This is a genomic window from Duganella sp. OV510 (genome assembly GCF_900100205.1).
Taxonomy (GTDB): domain Bacteria; phylum Pseudomonadota; class Gammaproteobacteria; order Burkholderiales; family Burkholderiaceae_D; genus Rugamonas.
On record NZ_FNEQ01000001.1, the window covers coordinates 65,692 to 89,533 of the forward strand.

Here is a 23,842-nt window from a genome sequence, read left to right on the forward strand (position 1 = left end):
CAACAGCTCATGCAAATGGGTTAGCTACAGTGACATTGGCGGGTGGCGGCAACTGGTCTGGCAGCGTCTGGGCTTCCAGCTTTGCCACCACATCCGCCAGAAGTCGGCTCAGTGCCTGGGCGTCGGCCAGGCCGGCTTTATCGGCGGTCAGGTCGATATCGCCACTGATGGTGATGCGGTCGAGACGGTTTTCAATGGTCAGGCCGCCGACGTGCAACACGTCCGACTCATTCTTGTAGGGGATGAATTTGCTCATTTCTTGTCCTTGCGTTGTCTGACGTTGGGCAGGCGCAGCGCTAGCTGTTTTTGCGCCGGCGTCAGCGAGGGCAGCAGGTTGATGCCGATCTTCTCCTCCAGCTCGGCGATGCTCAGCGTTTCATAGGGCGCATCGGCACGGTTTTCGATGAAAAATGCGGCACCGGCGCGTTGGCGCGGGCTGTACACCAGTTTATACAAATGCGTTGGCACCAGCACATTGCCGATTTTCTGCAGATTGCCGCCGATGAAAGCCGGGCCGGTAATCACATACAGATCACCCTCCTTCTGCGCCATCTTTCGCACCACACCCTCAATGCCGGCCCAGATGTGACGGTTCACATCGGCGTCCTGCGGCACCATATTGGCCAGCGTGAAGCTCTCGTGCTGGCTGGCGCGGTCCGGCATGTCGCCATTCGGCGCCATATGGCCACGGTCGTAGCCGCTACGGGCGTAATCGGACAATTCGGCGCGCGCCCTGGCTGGCAGCCGCGATTCCGGGTGGAAGGAGTTCTCGCGCGACAGATTCTTCGCCGACTTGAGGTTGTCCGCAGTCAGATGCTCGGCCGACCACAGCGGCGTGCGCGTGATACCCGAGTGCATGACGCCAAACACGCCATAGCATAGCTCGGTAGTGGCGGCAGTCATTTTGCTGTTGCGGATCTCCGGCAGACGGCCATCGACATAATGAACCGGGCATTCGCCGGCAATGGCAAGGCTGGCAGCGAACAGGCCGCCAGCCAGCGTGGCAAGGGCCACGGTGCGCTGTATCAGATGCATGATTCCCTGAGGCTAACAAAAGGTCGCCGCATTCTAGCGGAGCCACAGGCAAACAAAAAGGGCTGGCGCTCAATCGAACGCCAGCCCTCTCAAACATCCAGCCCTACCAAGGCAATGTTTTTGTATTTCATGTATTGCAACACTGATTGTAATTATACATTGTGTGGCTACGCATCTGCAAGCTGTTGCTGCCAGCGCAAATATATTCATTCTGTTAAGGAATATTGCTGTGTTTGCATGGCTGGCTTGTTTACACTTTACATTCTCACTGGCAACTTAAGTAAAAATGAATCATGAATATTTCTAATCTGAAGATCGGCCATCGTCTTACCATTGCCTTCTCGTTGAGCACGCTTTTACTGGTCGTGGTCGTGGTGGTTGGCGCGCTGGGCCTGGGCGCCACGAGCGATGAAATCAAGCTGACGATCGATGACCGGTACATGAAAATCGGCTTGCTGAGTGACGTCAAGGATCGCGTCGCCCAGCAATCCCGCAGCCTGCGCGATCTGCTGCTGATCGACGCCAGTGAAACCAGCGCCGAATACGCATCGATCGAACAACGCAGCAAGGAAATCCGCCAGTTGCTCGACCAGCTGGGCGGCGTGCTGCACCAACCCAAGGCGCTGGCCCTGTTCAAAGAATTGAATGAGGCGCGCGCCGCCTACTCTCCATTGCGCGATCAACTGATCGTTGCCGTCAAGGCCGGCGACAAGGAAGCCGCCACCGCCCTGTTGCTACATAAAGTGCGCCCGGCGCAAGCGGCGTATGTCGCAGCGCTGGACAAGTTGATCGACTTTCAGGCGCAACTGATGCGGGACTCTGGCGAACACGCCGCGCACACCGCCACCACCTCCAGTGCGCTGATGATTATGCTGGGTATCGCAGGCGCCGCGCTCGGCCTGTTCGCAGGCTGGTACGTCACCCGCAGCATCGTGCGCCCGATTGGCTATGCGGTGCGCGTGGCGCGCACGGTGGCTGGCGGCGATCTCAGTTCCGATATCCAGATCCGTACCCGCGATGAAGTCGGCCAGCTGTCGGCCGCGTTGAGGGAGATGAACACCAGCCTGATTTCCATCGTCTCCGAGGTCCGCAAGGGCACAGACTCCATCGGCACGGCATCGGCGGAAATCGCCGCTGGCAACCTGGACCTGTCCGAGCGCACCGAGCGCCAGGCTGGTTCGCTGGAAGAAACCGCATCATCGATGGAACAACTGACGTCCACCGTCAAGCTGAATGCGGCCAACGCCAATCAGGCCAACCAGCTGGCGATGTCGGCCTCCGAAGTGGCCGGCAAAGGCGGCGCCGTGGTGGCGCAGGTGGTCGACACCATGGCGTCGATCAATGCCTCGTCGCGCAAGATTGTCGATATTATCGGCGTCATCGACGGCATCGCCTTCCAGACCAATATCCTGGCGCTGAATGCGGCGGTGGAAGCGGCGCGCGCCGGCGAACAGGGACGCGGTTTTGCCGTTGTGGCCACCGAGGTGCGCAACCTGGCGCAACGCTCGGCAGCGGCGGCCAGGGAGATCAAGGAACTGATCGGCGACTCGGTGGACAAGGTCGATGCTGGCGCGCGCCTGGTCGACCAGGCCGGCGCCACGATGGAGGAAATCGTCGCCAGCGTGCGCCGCGTGACCGATATCATGGGCGAGATCGCCACCGCCAGCCAGGAACAGCTGACCGGCATTGAACACATCAACGGCGCCATCACCGAGATGGACCAGACCACGCAGCAAAATGCGGCGCTGGTTGAACAGGCGTCGGCGGCCTCGGTCACGATGCAGGAACAGGCTACGCACCTGGTCGATGCGGTCAGCATATTCAAGCTGCACGGCGAAGGCCGCGCCGCTAAACCAGCTGCTGTTCGAGCAGCATTGCCAGCTGCGCGTTCATCTGCTGTTGTTTAAATCCCTGATGGCGCGCTGCGAAAGCGCGCGCCGCATTGCGGTAAGTCGCATCGTTGAGCAGCAAGCGCACTGCCGCGCGCCAATCGGCGGTCGGCAACGCGGCGTTGTAGCCCGCGCCGGACAAAGCCACGCTGCGCGCGCTCAGGAACTGTTCCACGTGCGATGGCAGCATCAGCAGCGGCACGCCGGCCAGCAGTGATTGCGCCAGCGTGGCCTCGCCTGCATGGCAGACGCACAGCTCGGCCTCCGCCAGCGTTGCCGCCAATGCCAGCGGCGCTTCGGCATACAGAATGCGATCACTCAGCACTGGCGGCTGCGCGCCGCCGGCGACCTCCGGCACATACGCCAGCACGCGGCAACCTTCATCCACCAGTGCTTGCAGCACCGCGCCATGCGCCGCGTGCGACGCTTTCAGGTAAGCGTACACCCTGGCGCCCTCGCCCTCCGGCCATTGCGGCGCGACGCCGCCAGTGCTGACGAAACTCGGGCCGAACCAGCTTGCATCCGCACGCTGGCAGTGATCCAGTTCAGGCCAGGTGCACAGCAAGGGCTGATCGCCAAGGAAGACATCCGCCGCGTTGGCATATGCCGGCGCGCCATACTCCGCCAGCACAGCGTTGGCTGTCGCCAGCATGCGCGCCTCGGAATCGGCCAGCCGCTGCGCCGGCACATCACGCCACGACGGCAATTGAGCGCCAGCAGGCGGACTGTTAAAACCATTGCCGACCGAAGCGCTGCGCAAGCCCATGCAGCGTGCGGCCAGCAAAGCGGTCGGTGCGAAATCGGCCACCACCAGATCCGGCTGCAATAACGTGAACATATCGCGCCATCCCGCCACCATGCCGCACAGCGCCGACGGCTCCAGGTAGCCGCAGCGGAACAGGATCTCCGCCAGATTGGCAGACTGCGGCAATCCCACTGTCTCGTGCAACCAAACGGGCGCTTGCAGCTTGGGCACGTCCAGGTCTGCCAGCAAGGCATGCGTGTGCATCAGGTCGCGCAGGCTGAGCGTGACGCGGTGGCCGCGCGCAAGCAGCGCCTGCGCCAGCATTTTCAGGCGACCCGCATGTCCCAGGCCGCCGCCAAGTTCCCAGCACAAATGGATATGCGCCACGTCAGACCTCCATCAGCGCTTCGACTTCCGCCCGCACCTGCGCCATGGTGTCGACCACGCGCCAGGCGCCCGGAAAGTCGTGATGCCGCGTCAGTGCATTGCGCAGGATGATGCAGCGAATCCCGGCCGCCGTCGCCGCTTGCAGGCCGCGCGGCGAATCCTCGATCACCAGCGCCTCGCCGGCACCGACGCCAAGCCGCTCCAGGCCAAGCAGGTAAGGCTCCGGCGATGGCTTGCTATGTGTGTAGGACTCATGCGTCAGCACGAATTCAAAATGACGGCGCAGGTCAAGCCGCTGGTGGATGATGTCGAAGTGATCGGCATTGGAGCTGGTGACCACGCCCATGCGCAGGTGCGGCGACAAGGCGGCCAGTACCTCGGCCACCCCATCGATCGCCGGAATATGCTCGGCCGCCAGCCGCGCTGCATAGCGCACATTGCGCGCCCTGCGCTCCGCCTCGATCTGCGACTCGGTAAGCTGGGGCTGCAGCAAATGCCACGCGCCGCAATTATCGGCCAGATACCAGTCGAAGAAATGCTGCGCGCTCAGCTCCAGGCCAAAGGGCTGGAACAAGTCCCGGTTGGCCTCATAAAACAGCTGTTCGGTGTCCACCAGCACGCCATCGTTATCCCACAAAATCGCCCGCAGCATAATCCGCATTCCTTGTAAAGAACGGCGCGCCGATTGTGGCGTTACCGCAGCGCGCATTGTACCTGCTGGTTGGGTGTGACATACTCAATTCACCGCAGCCCACCCACCGCAACATGGCCGTTTTTGCAACGCTACCGCGTAGCCTCAAATTCCGCATGACCGGCGTGGTGGTCATGCTGGTGCTGACCGCCACCTTGATCGTCACCCTGGTTGCGCTGCTGCTGGTGGAACGCGATATGCGCAGCGTCATCGGCAACCAGCAATACGCGCTGCTGTCCTCGGCCGCCGCCCAGGTGGATGCGCAACTGGCCGCGCGCAAGGTGCTGCTGGCCAGTCTGGCCGACACCATGCCGCTGAGCGCTGGCGAAGATCCCGCCGTCATGCAAGCCTTCGTGGAACGCCATCAGGTGGCGCGCAAGGAATTCCTCAATCTGCACATCTTCACCCGCAGCGGCACGCTGCTGAACACGCAGGGAGATCACGCGGCAGCCGCGCTAGCGCTCAATCCGCGCAGCCTCGCCTTCCTGGAAAACGCGCTTGCCGCCGGCAAGACCGTTATCTCGCCGCCCTATAAGAGCGTGCTGACCGGCCTGCCATCGATCATGATCCTGCAACCGGTGCGCGACCAGCAAGGCCGCACCGCCATGCTACTGGGCGGCAGCATCGACCTGACCAACGCTGTGTTTCTTGAACAGCTGTCCGAGCAAAAACCGGGCAAGACTGGCTTCCTGTTCATCATGACCAAGGACGGCATCCTGCTGCACCACCCAAATCCCAAGCGGCTGCTGGAGCACATCAACGCCCGTCCCGGTTACAACCGCGCCACCGAAATGGCGCTGCGCGGCTTCGAGGGCTGGACCGAGGCGGTCAACAAGGATGGCAGCGAAGGCATCTACTCCTACAAGCACTTGCAGCAAACCGGCTGGATCATCGGCGCGCGCTTCCCGGTGGACGAAGCTTTCGCGCCGATGATACAGATGCGCAAGCACGCCATGCTGGCTGCCGCCATCTTCGCCGCCATCGCCGGCCTGATGGCATGGCTGGCGATCCAGGTACTGCTCAAGCCCCTGGGGCGGCTGCACCGCAATATCAACGACATCCGCAGCGGCGCAGCCGATATCGGCGTGCTGCAACTGCGCCGCGCCGACGAAATCGGCGAGTTGAGCGCCGCCTTCCATGAGCTGATGGCAGAGCGCGAAACCTCGCAGAAAGCAATCCGCGACAGCGAATCCCTGATCAGCAATATCCTGGAGCGTGCACCAGATCCCTTTGTCAGTTGCGAGAACAACGGCACCGTCACCAAATGGAACGCCGCCGCCGAGCGCACCTTCGGTTACACACATCAGGAAGCCATCGGCCGCGACATCGCTGAACTGATCGTGCCGCCGCAACAGCGCGATGCGCATCGCTCCGGCATGATGTATTTCGCGCTTGGCGGCGCCGGGCCGATGGTCAATTCGCGCGTGCGCCTGACCGCCATCCACAAGGACGGTCACGAGATCCCGATTGAGTTGTCAATCGGCGCCCTGCGTCACGACGGCGCCTATTACGCCACCGCCTTCCTGCGCGATATCACAGAGCGCGTGCTGTACGAACAACAGATCGCTGCCAGCGAGAAGCGTCTGCGCACGGTGGCCGACAGCATCCCGGCGCTGATCGCCTATATCGACCGTAATCTGCGCTACCGCTTCAGCAACGAGCATTTCCGCACGCTGCTGGGACACGATCCGCGCAATATGCTGGGCAAGACCATCTTCGAAGTGCTGGGTCCCGAGTTCGCCGGCAGCTTGGCGCATCACAGCGAAGCGGCGTTGCGCGGACAGCGCGTGCACTATGAACGCGAAGGCATGCACAAAGGCGTGATGCGCCAGATGATGGGCGACCTGGTGCCGGACCTCGGCGCCGATGGCACAGTGGCCGGCTTCTACATGCTGGCGGTGGATATCACCGAACGCAAAAACGCCGAACTACAACAGGCAGCCAGTGAAAAGCGCCTCAAGCTGCTGACCGATAACCTGCCGGTGCTGATCGCCTACCTGGACCGCGAGCGCAAGTTCCTGTTCCTGAATGCGACCTTCCAGCACTGGTTCGGCATCGATCCGCAGCCGCTGATGGGACGCCATCTGTCCGAAGGCATCGGCGCCGATCACTATTACACGGCGGAGCCGCACCTGGACCGGGCCTATCGCGGTGAAATGGTGACTTATGAGTTGAGGGCGCGCGTCGGCGACAGTCAGCACACGCTGGAGACGACCTTCGTGCCGGAGCTGGGCGCGGATGGCGAGGTGCTGGGCATCTACTCGCTGACGCACGACACCACCCGCATGAAGGATATCGAAGAAAAATTGAAGCAACTGGCGCGTATCGACAGTCTGACCGGCATCGCCAACCGTCTGATGTTCGAAGAGATCCTGCAGCTGGCCATCGTGCGTGCGCGGCGCAACCGCAAGCCGGTGGCGCTGGCCTATCTCGATATCGACCACTTCAAGGAAGTCAACGACACCAGTGGCCACGGCGCCGGCGATCTGGTACTGAAAGAATTTGCCACGCGCCTGATCGGCAACGTGCGCGCGTCGGACAGCGTCGCCAGGCTGGCCGGCGATGAATTCGTCATCGTTTTCGAACAAGTGGACAATGCCGAGGAAGCGGCGCGGCTGGCGGCCAAGATCGTCGACGCCATGCACCCACCGTTCACGCTGGAAGGCAGGCCGCGCCGCGTCACCACCAGCATGGGGATTGCCCTGCATGAAGGCGATGAAGAATCGGCGGCGGCATTGCTGGCCCGCGCCGACAGCGCACTTTACGCGGCCAAGCGCAATGGCCGCGACGGTTACGTCGTCGCCGATTAAGCCGGCACGCCGCTGGCCAGCGGATTCGGCACCGGCTCTGCCACGCGGTGCAGCAGGTTGCGATCGCGATGGTGGAATTCCTCCTCGCCGCGCAGCAGCATCACGGTGTCTTCCTCGTAGCCCCAGGTGCCATCGTCATTGATGGTGACCTTGATGCGGTACTCGGTGGTCTTGAAACCGAATTCCAGGAAGGGATTGGAGCGGATGCCGTACGTGTCCGACTCCAGGCGCGCCACCAGCTCGAACTCTTTCGCATCCGGCTCCACCACGGCCGAGGCCATGGCGATCTGGCCACGCGGGATGCCCAGCGTCTGGATCACGGTCTTGGTCTTCGGCTCCCACAGCCAGTAGCCGACCTGCTCGTGGTAGGTTTTGACGTTATCCGGCTTGTTCACGATAATCAGGTAGCGCAGGCCGTAGAACAGCTGCGGGCCATTGGTCACCGGGTCAATCGGATACAGCTCGATGCGTTCGACGTAGGCTTGCTTGCGCGCGCCATCGGCCTTCGGCTTGATGTCCAGGCCGCGCTCACCTTTCCAGACGCCGGCCATCGGCGCCAGCGGCCCCAGGTTGTTGAGGGTGTTGACATCGATGGGATGCGGTTCGGTGTAGATATCGTTGGAAAACTCGGTCATGCCTGGTCCTGTGATTGCGGTGCCATATTATAAGGGCGGCTACAGCGTAATTTCCATCCCATCATAGGCAGAGACGATATCCAGCGGCGTCTCGCCAGTCACCTCGGCGTAGCGGCGCGTCTCCGCCAGCACCCGCGAGATGCGCGCATCATCGAAAAACGGCTCATGATGGAACAGGCAAAGCTGGCGTACACCTGCCAGTTGGCACAGCTCCACCCCCACCACGCTGCTGGAATGGCCCCAGTCGGCCTTGACCGAAATGGCGTCGGCCAGCGAATACATGGCGTCGAAAATCACCAGGTCGGCGTCGCGGAAAAAGTCGACGAAGGCCACGCGCTCCGCCGCGTCATCCAGCTTGTGCTCGGAGTCGGTACTGTAGATCATTGCCTTGCCGCCCTGCTCCAGCCGATAACCATACGAATCGCCAGCATGCAGTTGCAGCTTCGCCGTCACCGTCACATCGCGCACCTGTATCGGCACACCGGGCGTCATCTGCACGAACTCGATACTGGCGGCCAGCTGATCGAAGGCCGCCGGGAAGCTGATCGGCTCCTGCTGGCGGCGGAGCGCCGCCTCCAGCTCCGTGTGGCAGCCATAGATGATGATGCGGTTGCCTGGAATATAGGCCGGCGTGAAAAACGGGAAGCCCATGATGTGATCCCAGTGCAGGTGCGACATGAACACATGATAGGTCTGCGGCTTGCCCGCTCCATACTTCGCCAGCTTGGCGCCGGCCAGCGGGCGCACGCCCGAGCCCAGGTCGAGGATGATGTGCTCGTGCACCGCGTCCGCGTCCCAGGCCTCAACTTCAACGCAGCTCGAATTGCCGCCATAGGTGCCGCGCACGTCGAAGCTCAGTTCATGGTCGACATAAGCCGCGACCTTTTCCGGCGTATCCAGGTTGCGGCCGATGGCGCCTTCCAGCGCGGTCACCAGTTTGGCGCGCACCTGACGGTAATTCAGCGCGACCGGCAGCGAACCGCGCGCGCCCCAGATACGGGCCTTCATATTGACTGTAATCTCATATTATTTTTGGAATGCGATATACAACTAATACAACTATTTTTTCATTATCACATCTTTTTGTACTTTTGACACCATCGGGTGTTGCATCCATCCGTGCTATTCTTCGCCCTTGATGTATTAGCAGGAGCACGCGCATGCCGTCACTTCAACACTATTTCAAGCTCGCGGAGCACGGCACCAACGTCCGTACCGAAGTTGTCGCAGGAGTCACCACCTTCCTGACGATGGCTTATATCATTTTCGTCAATCCCGCCATTCTCGGCGACGCCGGCGTGCCCAAGGACGCCGTGTTTGTCGCCACCTGCCTTGCGGCTGCGCTGGGCACCATCATCATGGGCCTGTACGCCAACTATCCGATCGGCATGGCGCCTGGCATGGGCCTGAACGCCTATTTCGCCTATGCCGTGGTGCTGGGCATGGGCGTGCCGTGGCAGACCGCGCTGGGCGCGGTGTTCATCTCAGGCTGTTTATTCATCGTTGTCAGCGTATTCAAGGTGCGCGAGCACATCGTCAACGGCATTCCGCCGTCGCTGCGGGTGGCGATTACTGTCGGCCTTGGCCTGTTCCTGGCGCTGATCGCCATGAAAAGCGCCGGCCTGGTGGTCGCCAATCCGGAAACGCTGGTGCGCGTCGGCGATATGCATAACCCGCACACCATCATGGCCATCTTCGGCTTCCTGCTGATCGTCACGCTGGACCGCCTGAAAGTACCGGGCGCGCTGCTGATCGGTATTGTGGCAGTGACGGCGTTGAGCTTCTTCTTTGGCGGGAATACCTTCCACGGCTTTGTTTCGCTGCCGCCGTCGATCACGCCCACGCTGTTCCAGCTGGACCTGAACGGCGCGCTGCATATGGGCTTGTTCAACGTGGTGCTGGTGTTCTTCCTGGTCGAGCTGTTCGACGCCACCGGCACGTTGATGGGCGTGGCCTCGCGCGCCGGCCTGCTGGTCAACGGCCGCATGGAGCGCCTGAACAAGGCGCTGCTGGCCGACAGCACCGCCATCGTCGCCGGCTCGCTGCTCGGCACGTCCAGCACCACCGCCTACCTGGAAAGCGCCGCTGGCGTGCAGGCTGGCGGCCGCACCGGCCTGACCGCACTGGTGGTGGCTGGTCTGTTCCTGGCCGCGCTGTTCTTCGCGCCGATCGCCGGCGTGGTGCCAGCCTACGCCACCGCGCCCGCGCTGCTGTTTGTCGCCTGCCTGATGCTGCGCGATTTCATCGAGGTCGACTGGAGCGACACCACCGAAAGCGTGCCCGCCGCGATCACTGCGCTGATCATCCCCTTCACCTACTCCATCGCACACGGCATCGCCTTCGGCTTCATCACCTACGCCGGCCTGAAACTGCTGACCGGCCAGGCGCGCCAGGTCAAGCCGGTGGTGTGGGTCATCGCCATCGTCTTCTTGGTCAAATACACCTACGTCACTGCCTGACGCAGGCTGTTGTTCACTACCAGGGTCGGCATCTCGCGGATAGGCAGGATGCCGATCAGATTGTGCAGCCGCATGCGGCACAAGGTCAGAATATCTTCCTCCGGCGCCGCCAGCCGCATTTGCACCTCCATGCCATACGGCGTGCTGGTGGTACGCAGCGCGCGCAGTTCGATATCCAGGCGACGCACCACCTGTAGCGCGGCCTCCAGTGTAGCGATCGGCGCATCCGGCTCGATGCAGAATCGGTAGCTTTTTTGAGTAGTATCCATGCTGATAGCATAGCCAGAAAGCTGAAAAATAGGCTTCCTGAATTTACGCCAATTTCATCCATTTGCAGCAGATCATTCTCGACCATGTAAAATATGCAGAACATTTATCCTGGACGACTATGGACATCGACGAACTGGATCGCCGCATCCTGCGCGAACTGCGCAATGACGGCCGCCTGAGCAATACCAAGCTGGCCGAAAAAGTCGGCCTCTCCACCACACCCTGCTGGAACCGTGTGCGCGCGCTGGAGGAAGGCGGCATGATCGAAGGCTATACGGCCCTCATCAGCCAGACGGCGCTCGGCTATCCGGACACCGTCATCATCGAGGTCACGCTGGACCGGCATGACGACGACATCTTCGAAAAATTCGGCCAGGCGCTGGCGAAGCTGCCGGAAGTGATGGAAGCCTATTTGCTGACCGGCGATTACGATTACCTGATCAAGGTGGCGGTAGCCGGCACCGCCGGCTACGAGGAATTCCTGCGCAAGAAGCTCTACAAGCTGCCGGGCCTGAAGCACAGCCGCTCCACCTTCGTGCTGCGCTGCCTGAAGCGCGCCCATTCGGTCGAACCCTGAACACTATGTACGCTTGCGTACAGATTGCATCGGTGAAAAAGTTCATGCTCCAGTTTCATCCAATCAGGAGAAGACAATGAACAAAACCATCAAATTCGCTGTGGCAGCAGCTGCCATTGGCCTGGCCTCGCAGGCCGCCCTGGCTCAAATCACCTTCTACGAGGCCGATGGCTGGCGTGGCCGCGCCTACACCGCGAACGCCCAGGTACGCGACCTCGGACGCATCGGCTACAACGACCGCGCCTCTTCCGTGGTTGTCGATCGCGGCCAATGGGAAGTCTGCGAAGACGCCAATTTCCGCGGCCAGTGCATGGTGCTGCGCAAAGGCAGCTACGATTCGCTGCGCGGCATGGGCCTGAACAACCGCATCTCGTCGGTGCGCCCGGTCAAGGTACGCGACCGCTATGAAAACGAAGCGCCGCCACCGATCGCCCAGCCAAGCTATGAATGGCGCCGCCGCCCGAGCGAGCGCATCGTCCAGGTGCCGGTGGCAGACGTGCGCGCGGTGGTCGGCACGCCTGAACGCCGTTGCTGGGTCGAGCGCCAACAGGTCAGCGAGCCTTCGCGTCCTAACGCCGGTGGCGTCATCGCCGGCGCGCTGATTGGCGGCATCCTCGGCCACCAGGTGGGTGGCGGCAGCGGCCGCGATATCGCCACCGCCGGCGGCGCGATTGCCGGCGCGGCAGTCGGCAACAACGTCGCCAACCGCAACAACACCTACAGCCGCGACGTACAGCGCTGCGAAAACGTCAGCAACCCGCGTCCGGAATACTGGGACGTCAGCTATGACTATCGCGGCGTGCGCCACCACGTGCAAATGAGCACGCCGCCGGGGAATAGCATCGCCGTCAACGCCAAGACCGGCGAACCGCGCCTGTAAATTTTCCTCGCTTGCGGCGGCTGTCGAGCTCATGTAAAATGAATGAGAATAATTCCCATTCTCAAAATAATGACGGCCGCCGCAACGCACCCGCACTTCACTGCCCTGTACAGCGACCATCACAGTTGGCTACACCGCTGGCTGTCTGCCAAGCTGGGAAATGCCAGCGATGCGGCCGACCTGGCGCAAGACACGTTCACCCGCATCCTGGGCCGCGCCGACCTGGCCGGCCTGCATGAGCCGCGCGCCTTCCTCACCACCGTCGCCAAAGGTGTACTGGTCAACTGGTATCAGCGCCAGGCGCTGGAGCGCGCCTATCTGGAGGCGCTGGCCGCCCTGCCCGAGCCGGTCGCCATGTCGCCGGAACAGCGCCTGCTGATCCTCGAAACCCTGCACGAAATCGACGCCATGCTGGATACCTTGCCGCCCAAGGTCAAGCAAGCCTTCCTGATGGCGCAACTTGACGGCATGGCGTATGCGGACATCGCCGCGCAACTGGGCATGTCGCTGATTACCATCAAGCGCTACATGAAGCAGGCCTTCCTGCAATGCCTGATCATGATGGAGAACCCGCAGTGAATGCCAGGGTTTCACCCAAGGCGCTGGAGCAGGCGGCAGAATGGCTGGTGCGCCTGCAGGACGGCGCCAGCAGCGCCGACCTTGCCGCCTGTGAAGCGTGGCGCAGCAGCGATCCGCAGCATGCGCTGGCGTGGGAGCGCGCCGAGCGCCTGCTGGATAAATTCGGCGCCTTGCCGCCCCAGGTGGCGATGCCGGTATTGAACCGTTCACCAGCCGCCACGCGCCGCGCCGCCATCACACGCATCGTCGCACTGATGCTGATGGCGCCAGCCGGCTGGGCCAGTTGGCGCTATGCGCAATCACAGCCGTGGGCCGGCGATATCCACACCGCAGTCGGTGAGCACCGCACGGTGACGCTGGCCGATGGCACCACGATCACGCTCAACACCGCCAGCGCTATCGACGTACGGTTCAGTGCCGCCGAACGCCTGATCGTGCTGCGCAACGGCGAAATCCTGGTGCGCAGCGGCCACGCGGCCGACGTCCGGCCGCTGCGTGTGGCCACCGACGAAGGCGTACTGCAACCGCTGGGCACCGTTTTCAACGTGCGCCGCCACGACTGCAGCACCGGCCTGGCCGTGCTGGAAGGCGCGGTACGCGTAACGCCGGCCGATGCCCCAGGCGATGCGCTGGTGATCGACGCTGGCAGCCAGACCCGTTTCAACCAGCGCCATGTGGCGCCTGCGCGCGACGCCGATCCCGCCATCACCGCCTGGACCACCGGCATGCTGCTGGCCGACCAGATGCGCCTGGACGAGCTGGCGACCGAGCTGTCGCGCTACCGCAATGGCCTGGTGCGGGTCGATCCGGCGGTGGCGGGCCTGCGCGTGTCCGGCGCCTTCCCGGTGGCCGACAGCGAGCGCACGCTGGACATGCTGGTTTCCACCTACCCGGTCGACGCCGTCCAGCGCCTGCGCGGCTACTGGATCACGCTGATTCCACGCGATTGAACATATTTTTCGATTTCGCTGATACTTTTTTGCATCCCGGCTGGCATACAGGCAGACACCTACAATCTGCCACCGAAAGGATGTAACCGGAATGCCAGCCCACCGCCCCAACCCGTCCGAGCGCCGCCTGGCGCGCGCTGTCCGCATTGCCCTGTTCAGCATGACGCTGGCGGCCGGCCATGCCGCCGTCACCGCGATCGCCGCCGAAACGCCAGCCGCCGCGCAGCAAAGCTACCAGCTTCCAGCGGGGGCGCTGGGCCGTACGCTGTCCAGCGTAGCGGTCGGCGCCGGCATGTCACTGTCCTTCGATCCCGCGCTGACCACGGGCCTGAACAGCCCCGCGCTGCATGGCAGCTATACGCCACGCGCAGCGCTGGAACGGCTGCTGGAAGGCAGCGGCCTGGTACTGGTCACCCGCACTGATGGCACGCTGACGCTGCAAAAACCTGGCGCCGCGCCCAGCCCCAGCACCGCCGCTGCAACGGCTGCCGCTCCGGCTACGCTGGCACAGGTGGAAGTCCACGGAGTGGCCGACGGCGCCCCGAACCAGGCCCGCAGCACCGGCGCAACGGGATTAGAGCTGTCAATCCGCGAAACGCCGCAGGCGGTCAGTGTGATGAACCGCCAGCGCATCGAAGACCAGCGCCTGGAAACGCTGCAGGACGTGGTCGCGCAAACCACCGGCATCACGTTGGAACACTCGTCCGCCAGCCGCGAGACCGACCAGATGTTCTCGCGCGGCTTCGCCATCGACACCTATATGTTCGATGGCATCCCGACCACCAAGCTGGTGGAGCCAGCCGGCTTTGACGCCAGCATCTACGAACGCATCGAGGTGGTGCGTGGCGCGGCCGGCCTGATGGGCGGCAATGGCAGCCCTGCCGCTGCCGTCAACCTGGTGCGCAAGCGCCCGTCGCGCGAACTGCGTGCAGAAGCCGAACTGCAAGGCGGCCGCTGGGACAAGTACCGCGCGCAGGCCGACGTGTCGGCGCCGCTCAGCGACGACAAGCATGTACGCGGCCGCGTGGTGGTAGCGCAGCAGAACGCCAACTCCTATATCGACCGCTACCATCAGGACAAGGAACTGTTCTACAGCATCGTCGAGGCGGATCTTGGACCATCGACGCTGTTAAGCGCCGGCTTCAGCTACCAGAACGAAAAGCTCGATGGCGCCAGCCGTGGCTTCGCCGCCTACTACAGTGACGGCACCAAGACCGCTTTCCCGCGTTCGATCAACAGTGCGTCCAGCTCCAGCTACTACATCCGCAAGCAAAGCCTGGGCTTCGCCACGCTGGAACACTACTTCGCCAACGAATGGACCGCCAAGGTGGCGGTGAACTACGCCGCCAACCAGTACGATGCGGTGCAGGGCTATGCCGCCCGTGGCTCGCTCGACCGCCAGACCGGCGCCGGCCTGTCTCTGTGGCAGACCAAATGGAACAGCAAACCGGAACAGCTGACCATCGACGCCTTCGCCAACGGCCCGTTTGAAGCCTTCGGCCGCAAGCACGAAGTAGTGGTCGGCATCAGCGCGTCGGACATGAAGAACACCGGCCCAAGCTACCCGTCGTGGATACTGCCCGGCTATGACGCCACGGTGCCCAACTTCTTTACCTGGAACGGCAATTCGCCAACGCCGAACTATGTCGGCACCATCAGCGGCAGCTATACCGAGAAAGAAAAGCAGTTCGCCGGGTATGGCTCGCTGCGCCTGCGTCCGACCGACGAGCTGTCCGTCATCCTTGGCACGCGCATCTCCAACTGGAAGCGCACCACGGAAAGCGTCACCTGGGATGCGCCGACCGTCAGCGACGAGCTGAAAACCAATGGCAAGGCGACGCCTTACGCGGGCCTGGTCTACACGCTGTCGCCACAGTGGTCGGCCTACGCCAGCTACACCGGCATCTTCTTGCCACAGACCTACCGCGACCGCAACTTCCGCGTCATCGATCCGCTGGAAGGCAAGAACGCGGAACTGGGCATCAAGGGCGATCTGCTCAACGGCCTGCTCAGCACCAGCGTTTCGCTATTCCATATGCGCCAGGATAACCTGGCCGAGATGGATGCCGACCAGCTGGTGCTGCCGGATGGCTCCACCGCTTACCACACCATCAAGGGCGCCACTGCCAAAGGCTTTGAAGTGGAAGTCTCCGGGCAGATCCAGCGCGGCTGGCAAGTCACCGCCGGTTACGGCCATTCGCGCATCGAGGACCCGCAAGGCAAGCGCCTGCAAACCAACCAGCCGCTGAACAACTTCAAGCTGTGGACCAGCTATGAGCTGGACCGCCTGACGCTCGGCGGTGGCATCAACTGGCAAGGCGACATCTACCAGGATGGCGTCGGTCCGAACGGTGAGCGCTTCACCCAGCAAAGCTACGCCTTGCTGGCATTGATGGCGCGCTACCGCATCAGCAAGGAACTGTCGGCCACGGTCAACGTCAACAACGTCCTGGATAAAAGCTACTACTCATCCGGAAACGGTAACTTCTACGGCGACCCGCGTAATGTGACCGTGTCGCTGAACTACCGCTTCCGCTAACCTGATGCAAGGGCAGCCATGAACCGCATTGCCGCCGCCATTCTTGGCGGCTACCTGTTTGCCTCCACCGCCGCAGCGCTGCTGTCGGCATTCAATGGACCGGGCAGCGACGCCATGCTGGGCGGCGCGTTGCTTGGGCTGGCGCTGTACGCGCCGGCGATCATCTGGACCTTCGCCACCAGCAGCACGCGCCGCGCCTGGACCGGGCTGCTGGGCGCCAGCTTTGCCTTCGCCGTACTGACCGCAGTGGTGGGAGCGTCGTCATGACCGGCGGCCTGCGCCAGCGCATGGCCTGGCTGCACACCTGGACTGGATTGTTGGTGTGCTGGCTGGCCTTCGCCATTTTCCTCACCGGCACGCTGAGCGTGTTCGTGCATCCGATCTCGGACTGGATGCGCCCGGAGCAGGTGCAGGAGCATCAGCAAGCCGCGTTCACCGGGCCGCTGGATCACGCGCAGCAACTCCAGCACGGCTTGCGCTACCTGGAGCAGCACGCCGCCAAGAGCAAGATGTGGGAGCTGTGGCCACGCGCCGGCGAAGCGGAGTTCCAGGTCTTCTGGCTGAACCAAACAGGCTATTACGAGGACGCACACCTGTCGGCCGCCACTGGCGCCGCCATGCCGGAACATGCCAGCACAGTGCGCGACACGCTCGGCGGAACGCATTTCGTCACCTTCCACCATGAACTGCACGCAGGCACGGTCGGCTTGTGGATCGTCGGCGTGGCGTCAGCGGCGATGCTGGTAGCCTTGATTTCCGGCGTCATCACGCACAAGCGCATCTTCCAGGACTTCTTCACCTTCCGCCCTGCCAAGGGCCAGCGCTCCTGGCTGGACGCGCACAATCTGGCCGGCGTGCTGACCTTGCCCTTCCTGTTCATGATCGTCTACAGCGGGCTGTCGATCAGTTGGGCCACCTACATGCCGGCCGTCTCCTGGGCGCAGCAACTACGCACCGGCGAGCCGGCGCATGTGCGCGAGTATGGGCCCGAGAACAAGCCGTCCGGCCAGCCGGCCGTATTGACGCCGCTCGATCCGCTGGTGCGACTGGCGGAAACCACCTTCCGCACGCCGGCCTACGCGGTGGTGGTCAATCATCCGGGCGACGCGAAGATGACGGTGGACGTCTACAGCACCAACACGCCGGACACACAGGAAGGCAATCTGCTGAGCAAGCGCGGTGTGATGAAGTTCAACGGTATCACCGGCGCGCTGATGGAAACCGAGATGCCGCACCGTGCACCACCGAATAGCGCGCGCGCCACCATGGCCACACTGGATGAGCTGCATCGGCTGCACTTTGCCGGTGCGGTGATACGCTGGGTCTACTTTGTCGCCGGCATGGCCGGAACCGCGATGATGGCGACCGGCGCCATCCTCTTCATGGTCAAGCGCCGTCAGAAGGCACTGAACGAATTCGGCGCCGCCACGCAGCGCGTCTATCGCCTGATCGACGTGCTGAACGTGGCCACCATCGCCGGGCTGTCGCTGGCCTGCATCGGCTTCCTGTGGTCCAACCGTCTGCTGCCGCCGGATCTGGTGGAGCGGCACGAGTGGGAGGTCGCAGCCTTCTTCGGCATCTGGCTGGCGGCGCTGGCGCACGCGTTCGTGCGGCCAGTGGCCCAGGCCTGGCGCGAGCAACTGTGGGCCGGCGCAGCGCTGTGCGTGCTGCTGCCGCTGCTGAATGTCGTCACCACCGGCCAGCATGTGCTAGGCTATCTGGCGCAGCGCGACACGGAACGCGCCGCCGTCGAACTGACCGCCATCGCCATGGGCGCACTGCTTGCCTTCGCCGCTACCCGCGTCGGCCAGCGCAAGATGTCCGGCGCCACCGCCATGAGAAAGGCTGCATCATGAGTTATGCCATCATCGTCTTGACCGCCCTGGGATTGTGCTTTACCGGCATGACCGCGCTGTCGCTGGCAATCGACCGCCACCACCGCCAGGTGTACGGCGGCGATGCGCCACCGCGCAAACGCCGCCTGCTGCGCGCCGTCGGCACGCTGTTGCTGGCACTGGCCATCATACCCAGCGTGGTGCTATGGGGCGCTGGCGCCGGCTTCGTCGCCTGGCTTGGCATGCTGACCATCGGCGCGCTGCTGGCCGCCGGCCTGCTGCCGTACTGGCCTGCCCGCGTGGCGCCATTGGCCACTGCTGCCGGCGCGCTAAGCCTCGCCGGCCTGGCTGGCCTGGTCTGGTCCTAAACAGCCCAGCCCCACCAGCGTGCTTCGCACTGCCTCGTCGAGTGGCGTGTGCGGCTCGCTGTCCAACATTGCCAGCAGGCGCGCGTTCGACAAGCGCACCGGCTGGCGCCACAGATAGCGCATCTCGCGCAATTCGCGGAACACGGTCACAAACGGCGCCGCCACGGTTGTCAGCCACCAAGGGAACGCCGTGGCGCGCAACCCTGGCTTGCCAACGACACGGGCGACCGCACCAATCATCTGCGTGCCATCCGCATCCCAATGTCCCTGCATCGCATAACGGGCGAACACCGGCAGCGCATCGCCGCATTCCACCAGCCGCACCATTGTTTCCGCCACGTCGGGCAAATATGCCCACTGATGGCCCACGCCTGGCGTTGCGGGATTGCTGATCGCCGTCACTGGCCTGCCCGGCTTGACCAATCCTTGCGCAAACCAGCTATTGCCAGCCTTCGGCCCAAAAAAATCACCGGCCCGAACGATCAATACCGGCAAGCCGGAATCCTCCAGCCGCCTCTCCATCTCGGCCCGGATCGCGCCCTTGCGCGTGACGGGCCGCTGCGGCGCATCCTCGGCGATATGCGGGAACACGTCCGGCCCGTAATTGTAGACAGTCCCCGGCAACAGGATGCGCGCGCCACTGGCACGTGCCGCCGCGATGGTATTGTCGAGCATGGGCAGCACCAACTGACCCCAGTTGCGATAGCCCGGTGGATTCACTGCATGCACGATCAGTTGCACGCCTTGGGCAGCTTTCATCACATCGTCGCGCACCATCGCATCGCCCGCCAGCCACGCAAGACCGCCGCTTTTTTGCGCAGGCGAGCGATGCAGAGCTTTCACCTGCCAACCACGCGCAACCAGCAGGCGCGCCACCTCACCACCCACACCGCCCGTTGCGCCCAATACCAAAGCCACTTTGTCCATGTCATCCTCCTTGATTGTCGATGGAGGAAGTGTGGCGCCGTCCGCATTAAAAGAAAATTACCGAAAGCCGCATAGTCACTATACAATTTCGTATGACTACCAACCAGCCAAACTGGGATTTGTACCGTTCCTTCCTGTCCGTGCTACAGGAAGGCTCGCTCTCCGGCGCAGCCAGGGCGCTGGGCCTGACGCAGCCCACCGTCGGCCGCCATATCGACGCGCTGGAACAGGCGCTCGGCTTGTCCCTGTTCACCCGCTCGCAAACCGGCTTCATCGCCACCGACGCCGCCCACGCATTGCAACCGTATGCGGAAACGCTATCCTCGGCATCGGCGGCACTGTTACGCGCCGCATCGGGCATGGGACGTGAGGATGCGCCGATCAAGGGCGTTGTGCGCGTCACCGCGAGTGAAGTCATTAGCGTGGAAGTGCTGCCGCCCATCCTGTCCAGGCTACGCGCCACCCATCCCGGCGTCACCATCGAACTGGCGGTCTCCAACCGCATCGAAAACCTGCTGCGCCGCGATGCCGACATCGCCGTGCGCATGCAGCGCCCCGAGCAGGACGTGCTGGTGGCGCGCCGCATCGGCAATATCGAACTGGGATTTCACGCCAGGCGTGACTATCTGGCGCGGCACGGCACGCCGCAGACCTGGGAACAACTGGCGCAACATGCGCTGATCGGCATCGACAGGGAGAACGCCTTTACTCGCAAGCTACAGCCATTGCTTGGCGACTTGTCATCGGTCAGCTATGCACTACGTAGCGATAGCGACCTGGTTCACCTGGCATCGATACGCGCAGGACTCGGCATCGGCATCTGTCAGGTACGGCTGGCGCAGCGCAACCCGGATCTGGTGCGCATTGCACCTGACCTGCTCAATATCGCGCTCGACACCTGGCTGGCCATGCATGAGAACCTGCGCAGCAATCCCGCCTGCGCGGCGGTCTACACCGCACTGGCAGCAGGACTGGATGACTACATCAGCGGGCACTGAGCAGGCGACGCTGTTTGCTGGTTTCTTTACTGGTTTCGTCCTGCAGCAACAGGTTCTGGCGCGCGGCCTGCAAGGTGGCGACATCGGTACTGACAGTCTTGCGCACCAGGGGGCGCGGCAAACTGGCCCAGCGGCTGCGTGGCGCCGACGCGGCAGCCACCTGGCTGGTCATCGCCACAGGAACGCGCTCGACGTATTCCTCGGCGCGGCTACCCGCCGGGCATTCGGTGTCCGTCAGCAGTACCTGGCCGTCCGCGTCCACACATCTATTGACTGTGGCACCGGCCACGCCAGTCACCGCGACCAGTGCCGCGCACAGGATGAATTTCATGATCGATGCCCCCTTTGATAAGAGCCTCCATCATCGCCCTGGCAGATGCCCCGGTCTGTGCGGGGCCTCGCACACCCTTAAAATACGGCATATTCACCCTATGTCGGGTACAATAACGCCTTCTTTCCGTATCACGATATGTGGTGCCGTTGCACGGCTCCGCTCCATCTGCCTATGAAATTTCTCCTGATCCTCACCGCGCTGGCGGCAGCCCACAGCTACGCAGCAGCGGCAGATTCACTAGACCCAGTCAACGCCAACGGCTGGAACACTTCCGCCGAACTGGGCGCAATCTCCACCTCCGGCAACACGGTCGGCACTTCGGTTACCGGCAAGATCGACGCCAAGCACGAAACGTCAAAGTGGAGCAACGAATACGTTCTCGCCGGCTACTTCAAGGACGAGCAAGTCACCAACGACGACGGCGAGAAAGTCCGCGAACGCTCCGCCCAGCGCTACTCGATGTCGGCCAAAGCCGGCTACAAGCTGCTGCACGACGATCACGGCAAGCTGTTCGCACTGGCCACCCACGTCGACGACCGTTTCGGCGCCTACACCCGCTACTCCACCATCGGCATCGGTTACGGCACCCAGACCTACCAGTCGGACACGCACACGCTGGACGTGGAAATCGGTCCTGGCTACTTCCGTGGTGTGCGCACCGAAGGCAATGTACAGACGGTGGAAACCGGCGGCACCATTCGCGGCGCAGCACTGCTGAAATGGAAGCTGAGCGACAGCGCGCAATTCAGCCAGAACCTGATCGTTGAACGCGGCACCGACAACACGCATTCGATCGCCGAAACGGCTGTGCGCACCAAAATCAACAGCACCATGCAGATGAAGGCTGCCTTCAACGTCCGCAACGACACCAATGTCCCGGCCGACAAGAGGAACACCGACACGCAAACATCGGTCACACTGGTTTATTCTTTCTAACTTAGCTAACGATCCAATGAACACTCCACGCACTCTCGGTACGCCGCTTTCCCCAACCGCCACCAAAGTCATGCTGCTCGGCTCCGGTGAACTCGGCAAGGAAGTCATCATCGCGCTGCAGCGCCTGGGCGTGGAAGTGATCGCGGTTGACCGTTACCCTGACGCACCCGGCCACCAGGTGGCACACCGCGCCCACGTCATCAACATGACCGACGGCGCCGCGCTGGCAGCCCTGATCGAGCAGGAACAGCCGGACCTGGTGGTGCCGGAAATCGAAGCCATCGCCACCGACACGCTTGCGGAACTGGAAGCCGCTGGGAAGATCACCTGTATTCCAACCGCACGCGCCGCACAGCTGACCATGAACCGCGAAGGCATCCGCCGCCTGGCCGCCGAAACGCTGGGCCTGGCCACCTCGCCATACCGTTTCGCCAGCAGCCTGGAAGAACTGCAAGCCGGCGCTGCCGCTGTCGGCTTCCCATGCGTGGTGAAACCGGTGATGTCGTCGTCGGGCAAAGGCCAGTCGAAAGTGGATTCCGCTGCTGACGTCAAGGCATCCTGGGACTACGCCGCCGCTGGCAGCCGCGTCGATTCGGGACGCGTAATCGTTGAAGGCTTCATTGACTTCGATTACGAAATCACGCTGCTGACCGTGCGTTCATTGGGCGAAGACGGCAAGGTCGTAACGCAGTTCTGCGATCCTATCGGTCACGTGCAGGTGCAAGGCGACTACGTGGAATCCTGGCAGCCATGCCGCATGGACCCGGTGGCGCTGGAACGCGCGCGCGACATCGCCGGCAAAGTCACTGGCGACCTGGGTGGCCTTGGCCTGTTCGGCGTGGAACTGTTCGTCAAGGAAGACATGGTGTGGTTCTCGGAAGTGAGCCCGCGCCCGCACGATACCGGCATGGTGACCATGGCGACGCAAGTGCAAAGCGAATTCGAACTGCACGCCAAGGCCATTCTCGGCCTGCCGGTCAACGTGGCGCTGAAGGCGCCAGGCGCGTCGGCGGTCATCTACGGCCAGCACGAAGCGGCAGGCATCGCCTTTGAAGGCGTGGCCGATGCGCTGCGCGTGCCGGATACCGATATCCGCCTGTTCGGCAAGCCTGAATCGTTCGCCCGCCGCCGCATGGGCGTGGCACTGGCAACCGCCGATGACGTCGACACCGCCCGCGTGAACGCCAAGCTGGCGGCGTCCAAGGTCAAGCCGGTCATCGTCAAGTAAGCGGCCCCCAGCCCGTCACATCCCCCGGAACAGATCGACGTAGTTACGGCTGACCACCAGCTGTTCCGGGCGGCCTTTCAGCTGCACCATCAAGCGCCCGCGGAAGTCCTGCTTTGTGCCTGCCACGTGGCGGGCGGCGACAATCACGCTGCGGTGTATCTGCCAGAACTGCTGCTCGTCGAGCTGCTCGCGCAGCTTGCTGATCGGCGTACGTATCAGGCTCTCACCATCCGCGACGAACACGCTGGTGTACTTGTCGTTGCTCTGGAAGTAAATCACCTCTTCGATCGGAATCAATCGGGTTTCCTCGCCATGCGAGGCGCGTATCCAGTGCAACGGCGCCGCAGGTGCAGGCGCGGCAACGGTGCCGCCAGCCGTCAATTGGGCCAACAGTGCCTGCAATGCCGCTACCGGTGCAGGCGCGTCGTCGCCGGCCGGCTTCAGGCGCGCTTTCAGCTTGCCGACGGTTTTCTCCAGCCGCTCCAGGTTCGCAGGTTTCAGCAGATAGTCAACCGCCGAATGCTCAAACGCTTCCAACGCATACTGGTCGTAAGCGGTGACAAACACGATGTGCGGCGGCTTCGGGCCGCCGGCCAGTTTGCTGGCGACATCCAGCCCGGTCAGGCCGGGCATGCGGATATCGAGGAACACCACATCCGGCGCCTCCTCGTCGATCATGCGCAAGGCTTCCAGGCCGTTGGCGGCGCGGGCGACCACACGCAGCTCGGGCCAAACGGTTTTCAACTGGCTTTCAAGGTATTCGCGCAGAT

At 63.0% G+C, this 23,842-nt stretch carries 24 protein-coding genes; 14 read left to right on the forward strand and 10 right to left on the reverse strand.

All coding sequences use genetic code 11. The annotated features are described in order from the left end of the window. Positions 1-7: 7 nt before the first annotated feature. Together BLS51_RS00430 and BLS51_RS00435 are read right to left on the reverse strand one after the other, a co-directional pair. Positions 8-256 carry a hypothetical protein gene (locus BLS51_RS00430; RefSeq protein WP_090180195.1) on the reverse strand — a complete coding sequence of 83 codons (249 nt, stop codon included), beginning with the start codon at positions 254-256 and terminating at the stop codon, positions 8-10. Next, on the reverse strand, positions 253-1,035 hold the full coding sequence (locus tag BLS51_RS00435; RefSeq protein ID WP_090180190.1) for a DNA/RNA non-specific endonuclease: 783 nt from the start codon (positions 1,033-1,035) through the stop codon (positions 253-255). The genes BLS51_RS00430 and BLS51_RS00435 overlap by 4 nt, the downstream gene beginning before the upstream one ends. A 293-nt stretch (positions 1,036-1,328) precedes the next feature. Here BLS51_RS00435 and BLS51_RS30485 point away from each other — a divergent pair, with 293 nt between their 5' ends. Next, positions 1,329-2,942, forward strand: coding sequence for a methyl-accepting chemotaxis protein (locus BLS51_RS30485; RefSeq protein WP_090285640.1), 1,614 nt, complete (start codon positions 1,329-1,331; stop codon positions 2,940-2,942). Here the strand turns inward: BLS51_RS30485 and BLS51_RS00445 are convergent. Both BLS51_RS00445 and BLS51_RS00450 read right to left on the reverse strand, forming a co-directional pair. Next, positions 2,884-4,056 (reverse strand): glycosyltransferase, encoded by a 1,173-nt coding sequence (locus BLS51_RS00445; RefSeq protein ID WP_090180186.1) that lies wholly within the window; start codon positions 4,054-4,056, stop codon positions 2,884-2,886. The two genes, BLS51_RS30485 and BLS51_RS00445, sit on opposite strands and share 59 nt — an antisense overlap. 1 nt (position 4,057) lies before the next feature. Beyond that, positions 4,058-4,708: an HAD family hydrolase gene (locus BLS51_RS00450; RefSeq protein WP_090180182.1), complete on the reverse strand. Its 651-nt coding sequence runs from the start codon at positions 4,706-4,708 to the stop codon at positions 4,058-4,060. A gap of 113 nt (positions 4,709-4,821) precedes the next feature. Here BLS51_RS00450 and BLS51_RS00455 point away from each other — a divergent pair, with 113 nt between their 5' ends. Further along, a complete protein-coding gene (locus BLS51_RS00455; protein WP_139168623.1) occupies positions 4,822-7,557 on the forward strand; it encodes a PAS domain S-box protein in 2,736 nt (911 codons plus the stop codon). Here the strand turns inward: BLS51_RS00455 and BLS51_RS00460 are convergent. Together BLS51_RS00460 and BLS51_RS00465 are read right to left on the reverse strand one after the other, a co-directional pair. After that, complete coding sequence (locus BLS51_RS00460; protein ID WP_090180174.1) at positions 7,554-8,192, reverse strand: FABP family protein; 639 nt, start codon at positions 8,190-8,192, stop codon at positions 7,554-7,556. The two genes, BLS51_RS00455 and BLS51_RS00460, sit on opposite strands and share 4 nt — an antisense overlap. A 39-nt stretch (positions 8,193-8,231) precedes the next feature. Next, positions 8,232-9,200: an MBL fold metallo-hydrolase gene (locus BLS51_RS00465; RefSeq protein WP_090180166.1), complete on the reverse strand. Its 969-nt coding sequence runs from the start codon at positions 9,198-9,200 to the stop codon at positions 8,232-8,234. A gap of 152 nt (positions 9,201-9,352) precedes the next feature. Between BLS51_RS00465 and BLS51_RS00470 the strand changes: the two genes are divergently transcribed. Beyond that, a complete protein-coding gene (locus BLS51_RS00470; RefSeq protein ID WP_090180161.1) occupies positions 9,353-10,651 on the forward strand; it encodes an NCS2 family permease in 1,299 nt (432 codons plus the stop codon). Here the strand turns inward: BLS51_RS00470 and BLS51_RS00475 are convergent. Continuing rightward, entirely contained in the window at positions 10,636-10,920 is a 285-nt protein-coding gene (locus BLS51_RS00475) for a hypothetical protein (protein WP_090180156.1), read from the reverse strand. The two genes, BLS51_RS00470 and BLS51_RS00475, sit on opposite strands and share 16 nt — an antisense overlap. Positions 10,921-11,039: 119 nt before the next feature. Here BLS51_RS00475 and BLS51_RS00480 point away from each other — a divergent pair, with 119 nt between their 5' ends. The 8 genes from BLS51_RS00480 (at position 11,040) to BLS51_RS00515 (ending at position 18,649) form a co-directional block, all read left to right on the forward strand. Beyond that, a complete protein-coding gene (locus BLS51_RS00480) occupies positions 11,040-11,498 on the forward strand; it encodes an Lrp/AsnC family transcriptional regulator (RefSeq protein WP_090180151.1) in 459 nt (152 codons plus the stop codon). 76 nt (positions 11,499-11,574) lie between these two features. After that, positions 11,575-12,378: a beta/gamma crystallin-related protein gene (locus tag BLS51_RS30490; RefSeq protein WP_090180145.1), complete on the forward strand. Its 804-nt coding sequence runs from the start codon at positions 11,575-11,577 to the stop codon at positions 12,376-12,378. A gap of 69 nt (positions 12,379-12,447) precedes the next feature. Beyond that, positions 12,448-12,957, forward strand: a complete 510-nt coding sequence (locus BLS51_RS00490) for a sigma-70 family RNA polymerase sigma factor (protein ID WP_090180142.1) — start codon at positions 12,448-12,450, stop codon at positions 12,955-12,957. Then, on the forward strand, positions 12,954-13,907 hold the full coding sequence (locus BLS51_RS00495) for a FecR domain-containing protein (protein ID WP_229207448.1): 954 nt from the start codon (positions 12,954-12,956) through the stop codon (positions 13,905-13,907). The genes BLS51_RS00490 and BLS51_RS00495 overlap by 4 nt, the downstream gene beginning before the upstream one ends. Before the next feature lie 91 nt (positions 13,908-13,998). Then, positions 13,999-16,446 (forward strand): TonB-dependent siderophore receptor, encoded by a 2,448-nt coding sequence (locus BLS51_RS00500; RefSeq protein ID WP_090180136.1) that lies wholly within the window; start codon positions 13,999-14,001, stop codon positions 16,444-16,446. A gap of 18 nt (positions 16,447-16,464) precedes the next feature. Next, complete coding sequence (locus BLS51_RS00505; RefSeq protein WP_090180131.1) at positions 16,465-16,713, forward strand: hypothetical protein; 249 nt, start codon at positions 16,465-16,467, stop codon at positions 16,711-16,713. Next, complete coding sequence (locus tag BLS51_RS00510) at positions 16,710-18,302, forward strand: PepSY-associated TM helix domain-containing protein (RefSeq protein WP_090180127.1); 1,593 nt, start codon at positions 16,710-16,712, stop codon at positions 18,300-18,302. Before BLS51_RS00505 ends, BLS51_RS00510 begins: the two co-directional genes overlap by 4 nt. Next, entirely contained in the window at positions 18,299-18,649 is a 351-nt protein-coding gene (locus tag BLS51_RS00515) for a DUF3325 domain-containing protein (RefSeq protein WP_090180123.1), read from the forward strand. The genes BLS51_RS00510 and BLS51_RS00515 overlap by 4 nt, the downstream gene beginning before the upstream one ends. Here the strand turns inward: BLS51_RS00515 and BLS51_RS00520 are convergent. Next, positions 18,611-19,576: an NAD(P)H-binding protein gene (locus BLS51_RS00520; RefSeq protein ID WP_090180119.1), complete on the reverse strand. Its 966-nt coding sequence runs from the start codon at positions 19,574-19,576 to the stop codon at positions 18,611-18,613. The genes BLS51_RS00515 and BLS51_RS00520 overlap by 39 nt on opposite strands. 92 nt (positions 19,577-19,668) lie before the next feature. On the opposite strand from BLS51_RS00520, the gene BLS51_RS00525 reads away from it, so the two are divergent. Continuing rightward, positions 19,669-20,574 carry a LysR family transcriptional regulator gene (locus BLS51_RS00525; protein WP_090180115.1) on the forward strand — a complete coding sequence of 302 codons (906 nt, stop codon included), beginning with the start codon at positions 19,669-19,671 and terminating at the stop codon, positions 20,572-20,574. On the opposite strand, the gene BLS51_RS00530 is transcribed toward BLS51_RS00525, so the two are convergent. Next, positions 20,561-20,905 (reverse strand): DUF4124 domain-containing protein, encoded by a 345-nt coding sequence (locus BLS51_RS00530; RefSeq protein ID WP_090180111.1) that lies wholly within the window; start codon positions 20,903-20,905, stop codon positions 20,561-20,563. The genes BLS51_RS00525 and BLS51_RS00530 overlap by 14 nt on opposite strands. Positions 20,906-21,079: 174 nt before the next feature. Between BLS51_RS00530 and BLS51_RS00535 the strand changes: the two genes are divergently transcribed. Next, positions 21,080-21,844: a DUF481 domain-containing protein gene (locus tag BLS51_RS00535; RefSeq protein WP_090180108.1), complete on the forward strand. Its 765-nt coding sequence runs from the start codon at positions 21,080-21,082 to the stop codon at positions 21,842-21,844. Positions 21,845-21,860: 16 nt separating this feature from the next. Beyond that, positions 21,861-23,072, forward strand: coding sequence for a formate-dependent phosphoribosylglycinamide formyltransferase (purT, locus tag BLS51_RS00540; RefSeq protein ID WP_090180105.1), 1,212 nt, complete (start codon positions 21,861-21,863; stop codon positions 23,070-23,072). A gap of 15 nt (positions 23,073-23,087) precedes the next feature. Here purT and BLS51_RS00545 read toward each other — a convergent pair whose 3' ends face one another. Beyond that, the gene (locus BLS51_RS00545; protein WP_229207447.1) at positions 23,088-23,816 is read right to left on the reverse strand and encodes a LytR/AlgR family response regulator transcription factor; all 729 of its coding nucleotides are present in this window, start codon (positions 23,814-23,816) and stop codon (positions 23,088-23,090) included. Between the last annotated feature and the right edge of the window lie 26 nt (positions 23,817-23,842).

What these genes read in the sequence shown, in the direction of transcription:
- BLS51_RS00430 (WP_090180195.1), bottom strand. Translation starts at nt 256, where the DNA reads ATGAGCAAATTCATCCCCTACAAGAATGAGTCGGACGTGTTGCACGTC.
- BLS51_RS00435 (WP_090180190.1), bottom strand. Translation starts at nt 1,035, where the DNA reads ATGCATCTGATACAGCGCACCGTGGCCCTTGCCACGCTGGCTGGCGGC.
- BLS51_RS30485 (WP_090285640.1), top strand. Translation starts at nt 1,329, where the DNA reads ATGAATATTTCTAATCTGAAGATCGGCCATCGTCTTACCATTGCCTTC.
- BLS51_RS00450 (WP_090180182.1), bottom strand. Translation starts at nt 4,708, where the DNA reads ATGCTGCGGGCGATTTTGTGGGATAACGATGGCGTGCTGGTGGACACC.
- BLS51_RS00455 (WP_139168623.1), top strand. Translation starts at nt 4,822, where the DNA reads ATGGCCGTTTTTGCAACGCTACCGCGTAGCCTCAAATTCCGCATGACC.
- BLS51_RS00460 (WP_090180174.1), bottom strand. Translation starts at nt 8,192, where the DNA reads ATGACCGAGTTTTCCAACGATATCTACACCGAACCGCATCCCATCGAT.
- BLS51_RS00465 (WP_090180166.1), bottom strand. Translation starts at nt 9,200, where the DNA reads ATGAAGGCCCGTATCTGGGGCGCGCGCGGTTCGCTGCCGGTCGCGCTG.
- BLS51_RS00470 (WP_090180161.1), top strand. Translation starts at nt 9,353, where the DNA reads ATGCCGTCACTTCAACACTATTTCAAGCTCGCGGAGCACGGCACCAAC.
- BLS51_RS00475 (WP_090180156.1), bottom strand. Translation starts at nt 10,920, where the DNA reads ATGGATACTACTCAAAAAAGCTACCGATTCTGCATCGAGCCGGATGCG.
- BLS51_RS00480 (WP_090180151.1), top strand. Translation starts at nt 11,040, where the DNA reads ATGGACATCGACGAACTGGATCGCCGCATCCTGCGCGAACTGCGCAAT.
- BLS51_RS30490 (WP_090180145.1), top strand. Translation starts at nt 11,575, where the DNA reads ATGAACAAAACCATCAAATTCGCTGTGGCAGCAGCTGCCATTGGCCTG.
- BLS51_RS00490 (WP_090180142.1), top strand. Translation starts at nt 12,448, where the DNA reads ATGACGGCCGCCGCAACGCACCCGCACTTCACTGCCCTGTACAGCGAC.
- BLS51_RS00500 (WP_090180136.1), top strand. Translation starts at nt 13,999, where the DNA reads ATGCCAGCCCACCGCCCCAACCCGTCCGAGCGCCGCCTGGCGCGCGCT.
- BLS51_RS00505 (WP_090180131.1), top strand. Translation starts at nt 16,465, where the DNA reads ATGAACCGCATTGCCGCCGCCATTCTTGGCGGCTACCTGTTTGCCTCC.
- BLS51_RS00510 (WP_090180127.1), top strand. Translation starts at nt 16,710, where the DNA reads ATGACCGGCGGCCTGCGCCAGCGCATGGCCTGGCTGCACACCTGGACT.
- BLS51_RS00515 (WP_090180123.1), top strand. Translation starts at nt 18,299, where the DNA reads ATGAGTTATGCCATCATCGTCTTGACCGCCCTGGGATTGTGCTTTACC.
- BLS51_RS00520 (WP_090180119.1), bottom strand. Translation starts at nt 19,576, where the DNA reads ATGGACAAAGTGGCTTTGGTATTGGGCGCAACGGGCGGTGTGGGTGGT.
- BLS51_RS00525 (WP_090180115.1), top strand. Translation starts at nt 19,669, where the DNA reads ATGACTACCAACCAGCCAAACTGGGATTTGTACCGTTCCTTCCTGTCC.
- BLS51_RS00530 (WP_090180111.1), bottom strand. Translation starts at nt 20,905, where the DNA reads ATGAAATTCATCCTGTGCGCGGCACTGGTCGCGGTGACTGGCGTGGCC.
- BLS51_RS00535 (WP_090180108.1), top strand. Translation starts at nt 21,080, where the DNA reads ATGAAATTTCTCCTGATCCTCACCGCGCTGGCGGCAGCCCACAGCTAC.
- purT (WP_090180105.1), top strand. Translation starts at nt 21,861, where the DNA reads ATGAACACTCCACGCACTCTCGGTACGCCGCTTTCCCCAACCGCCACC.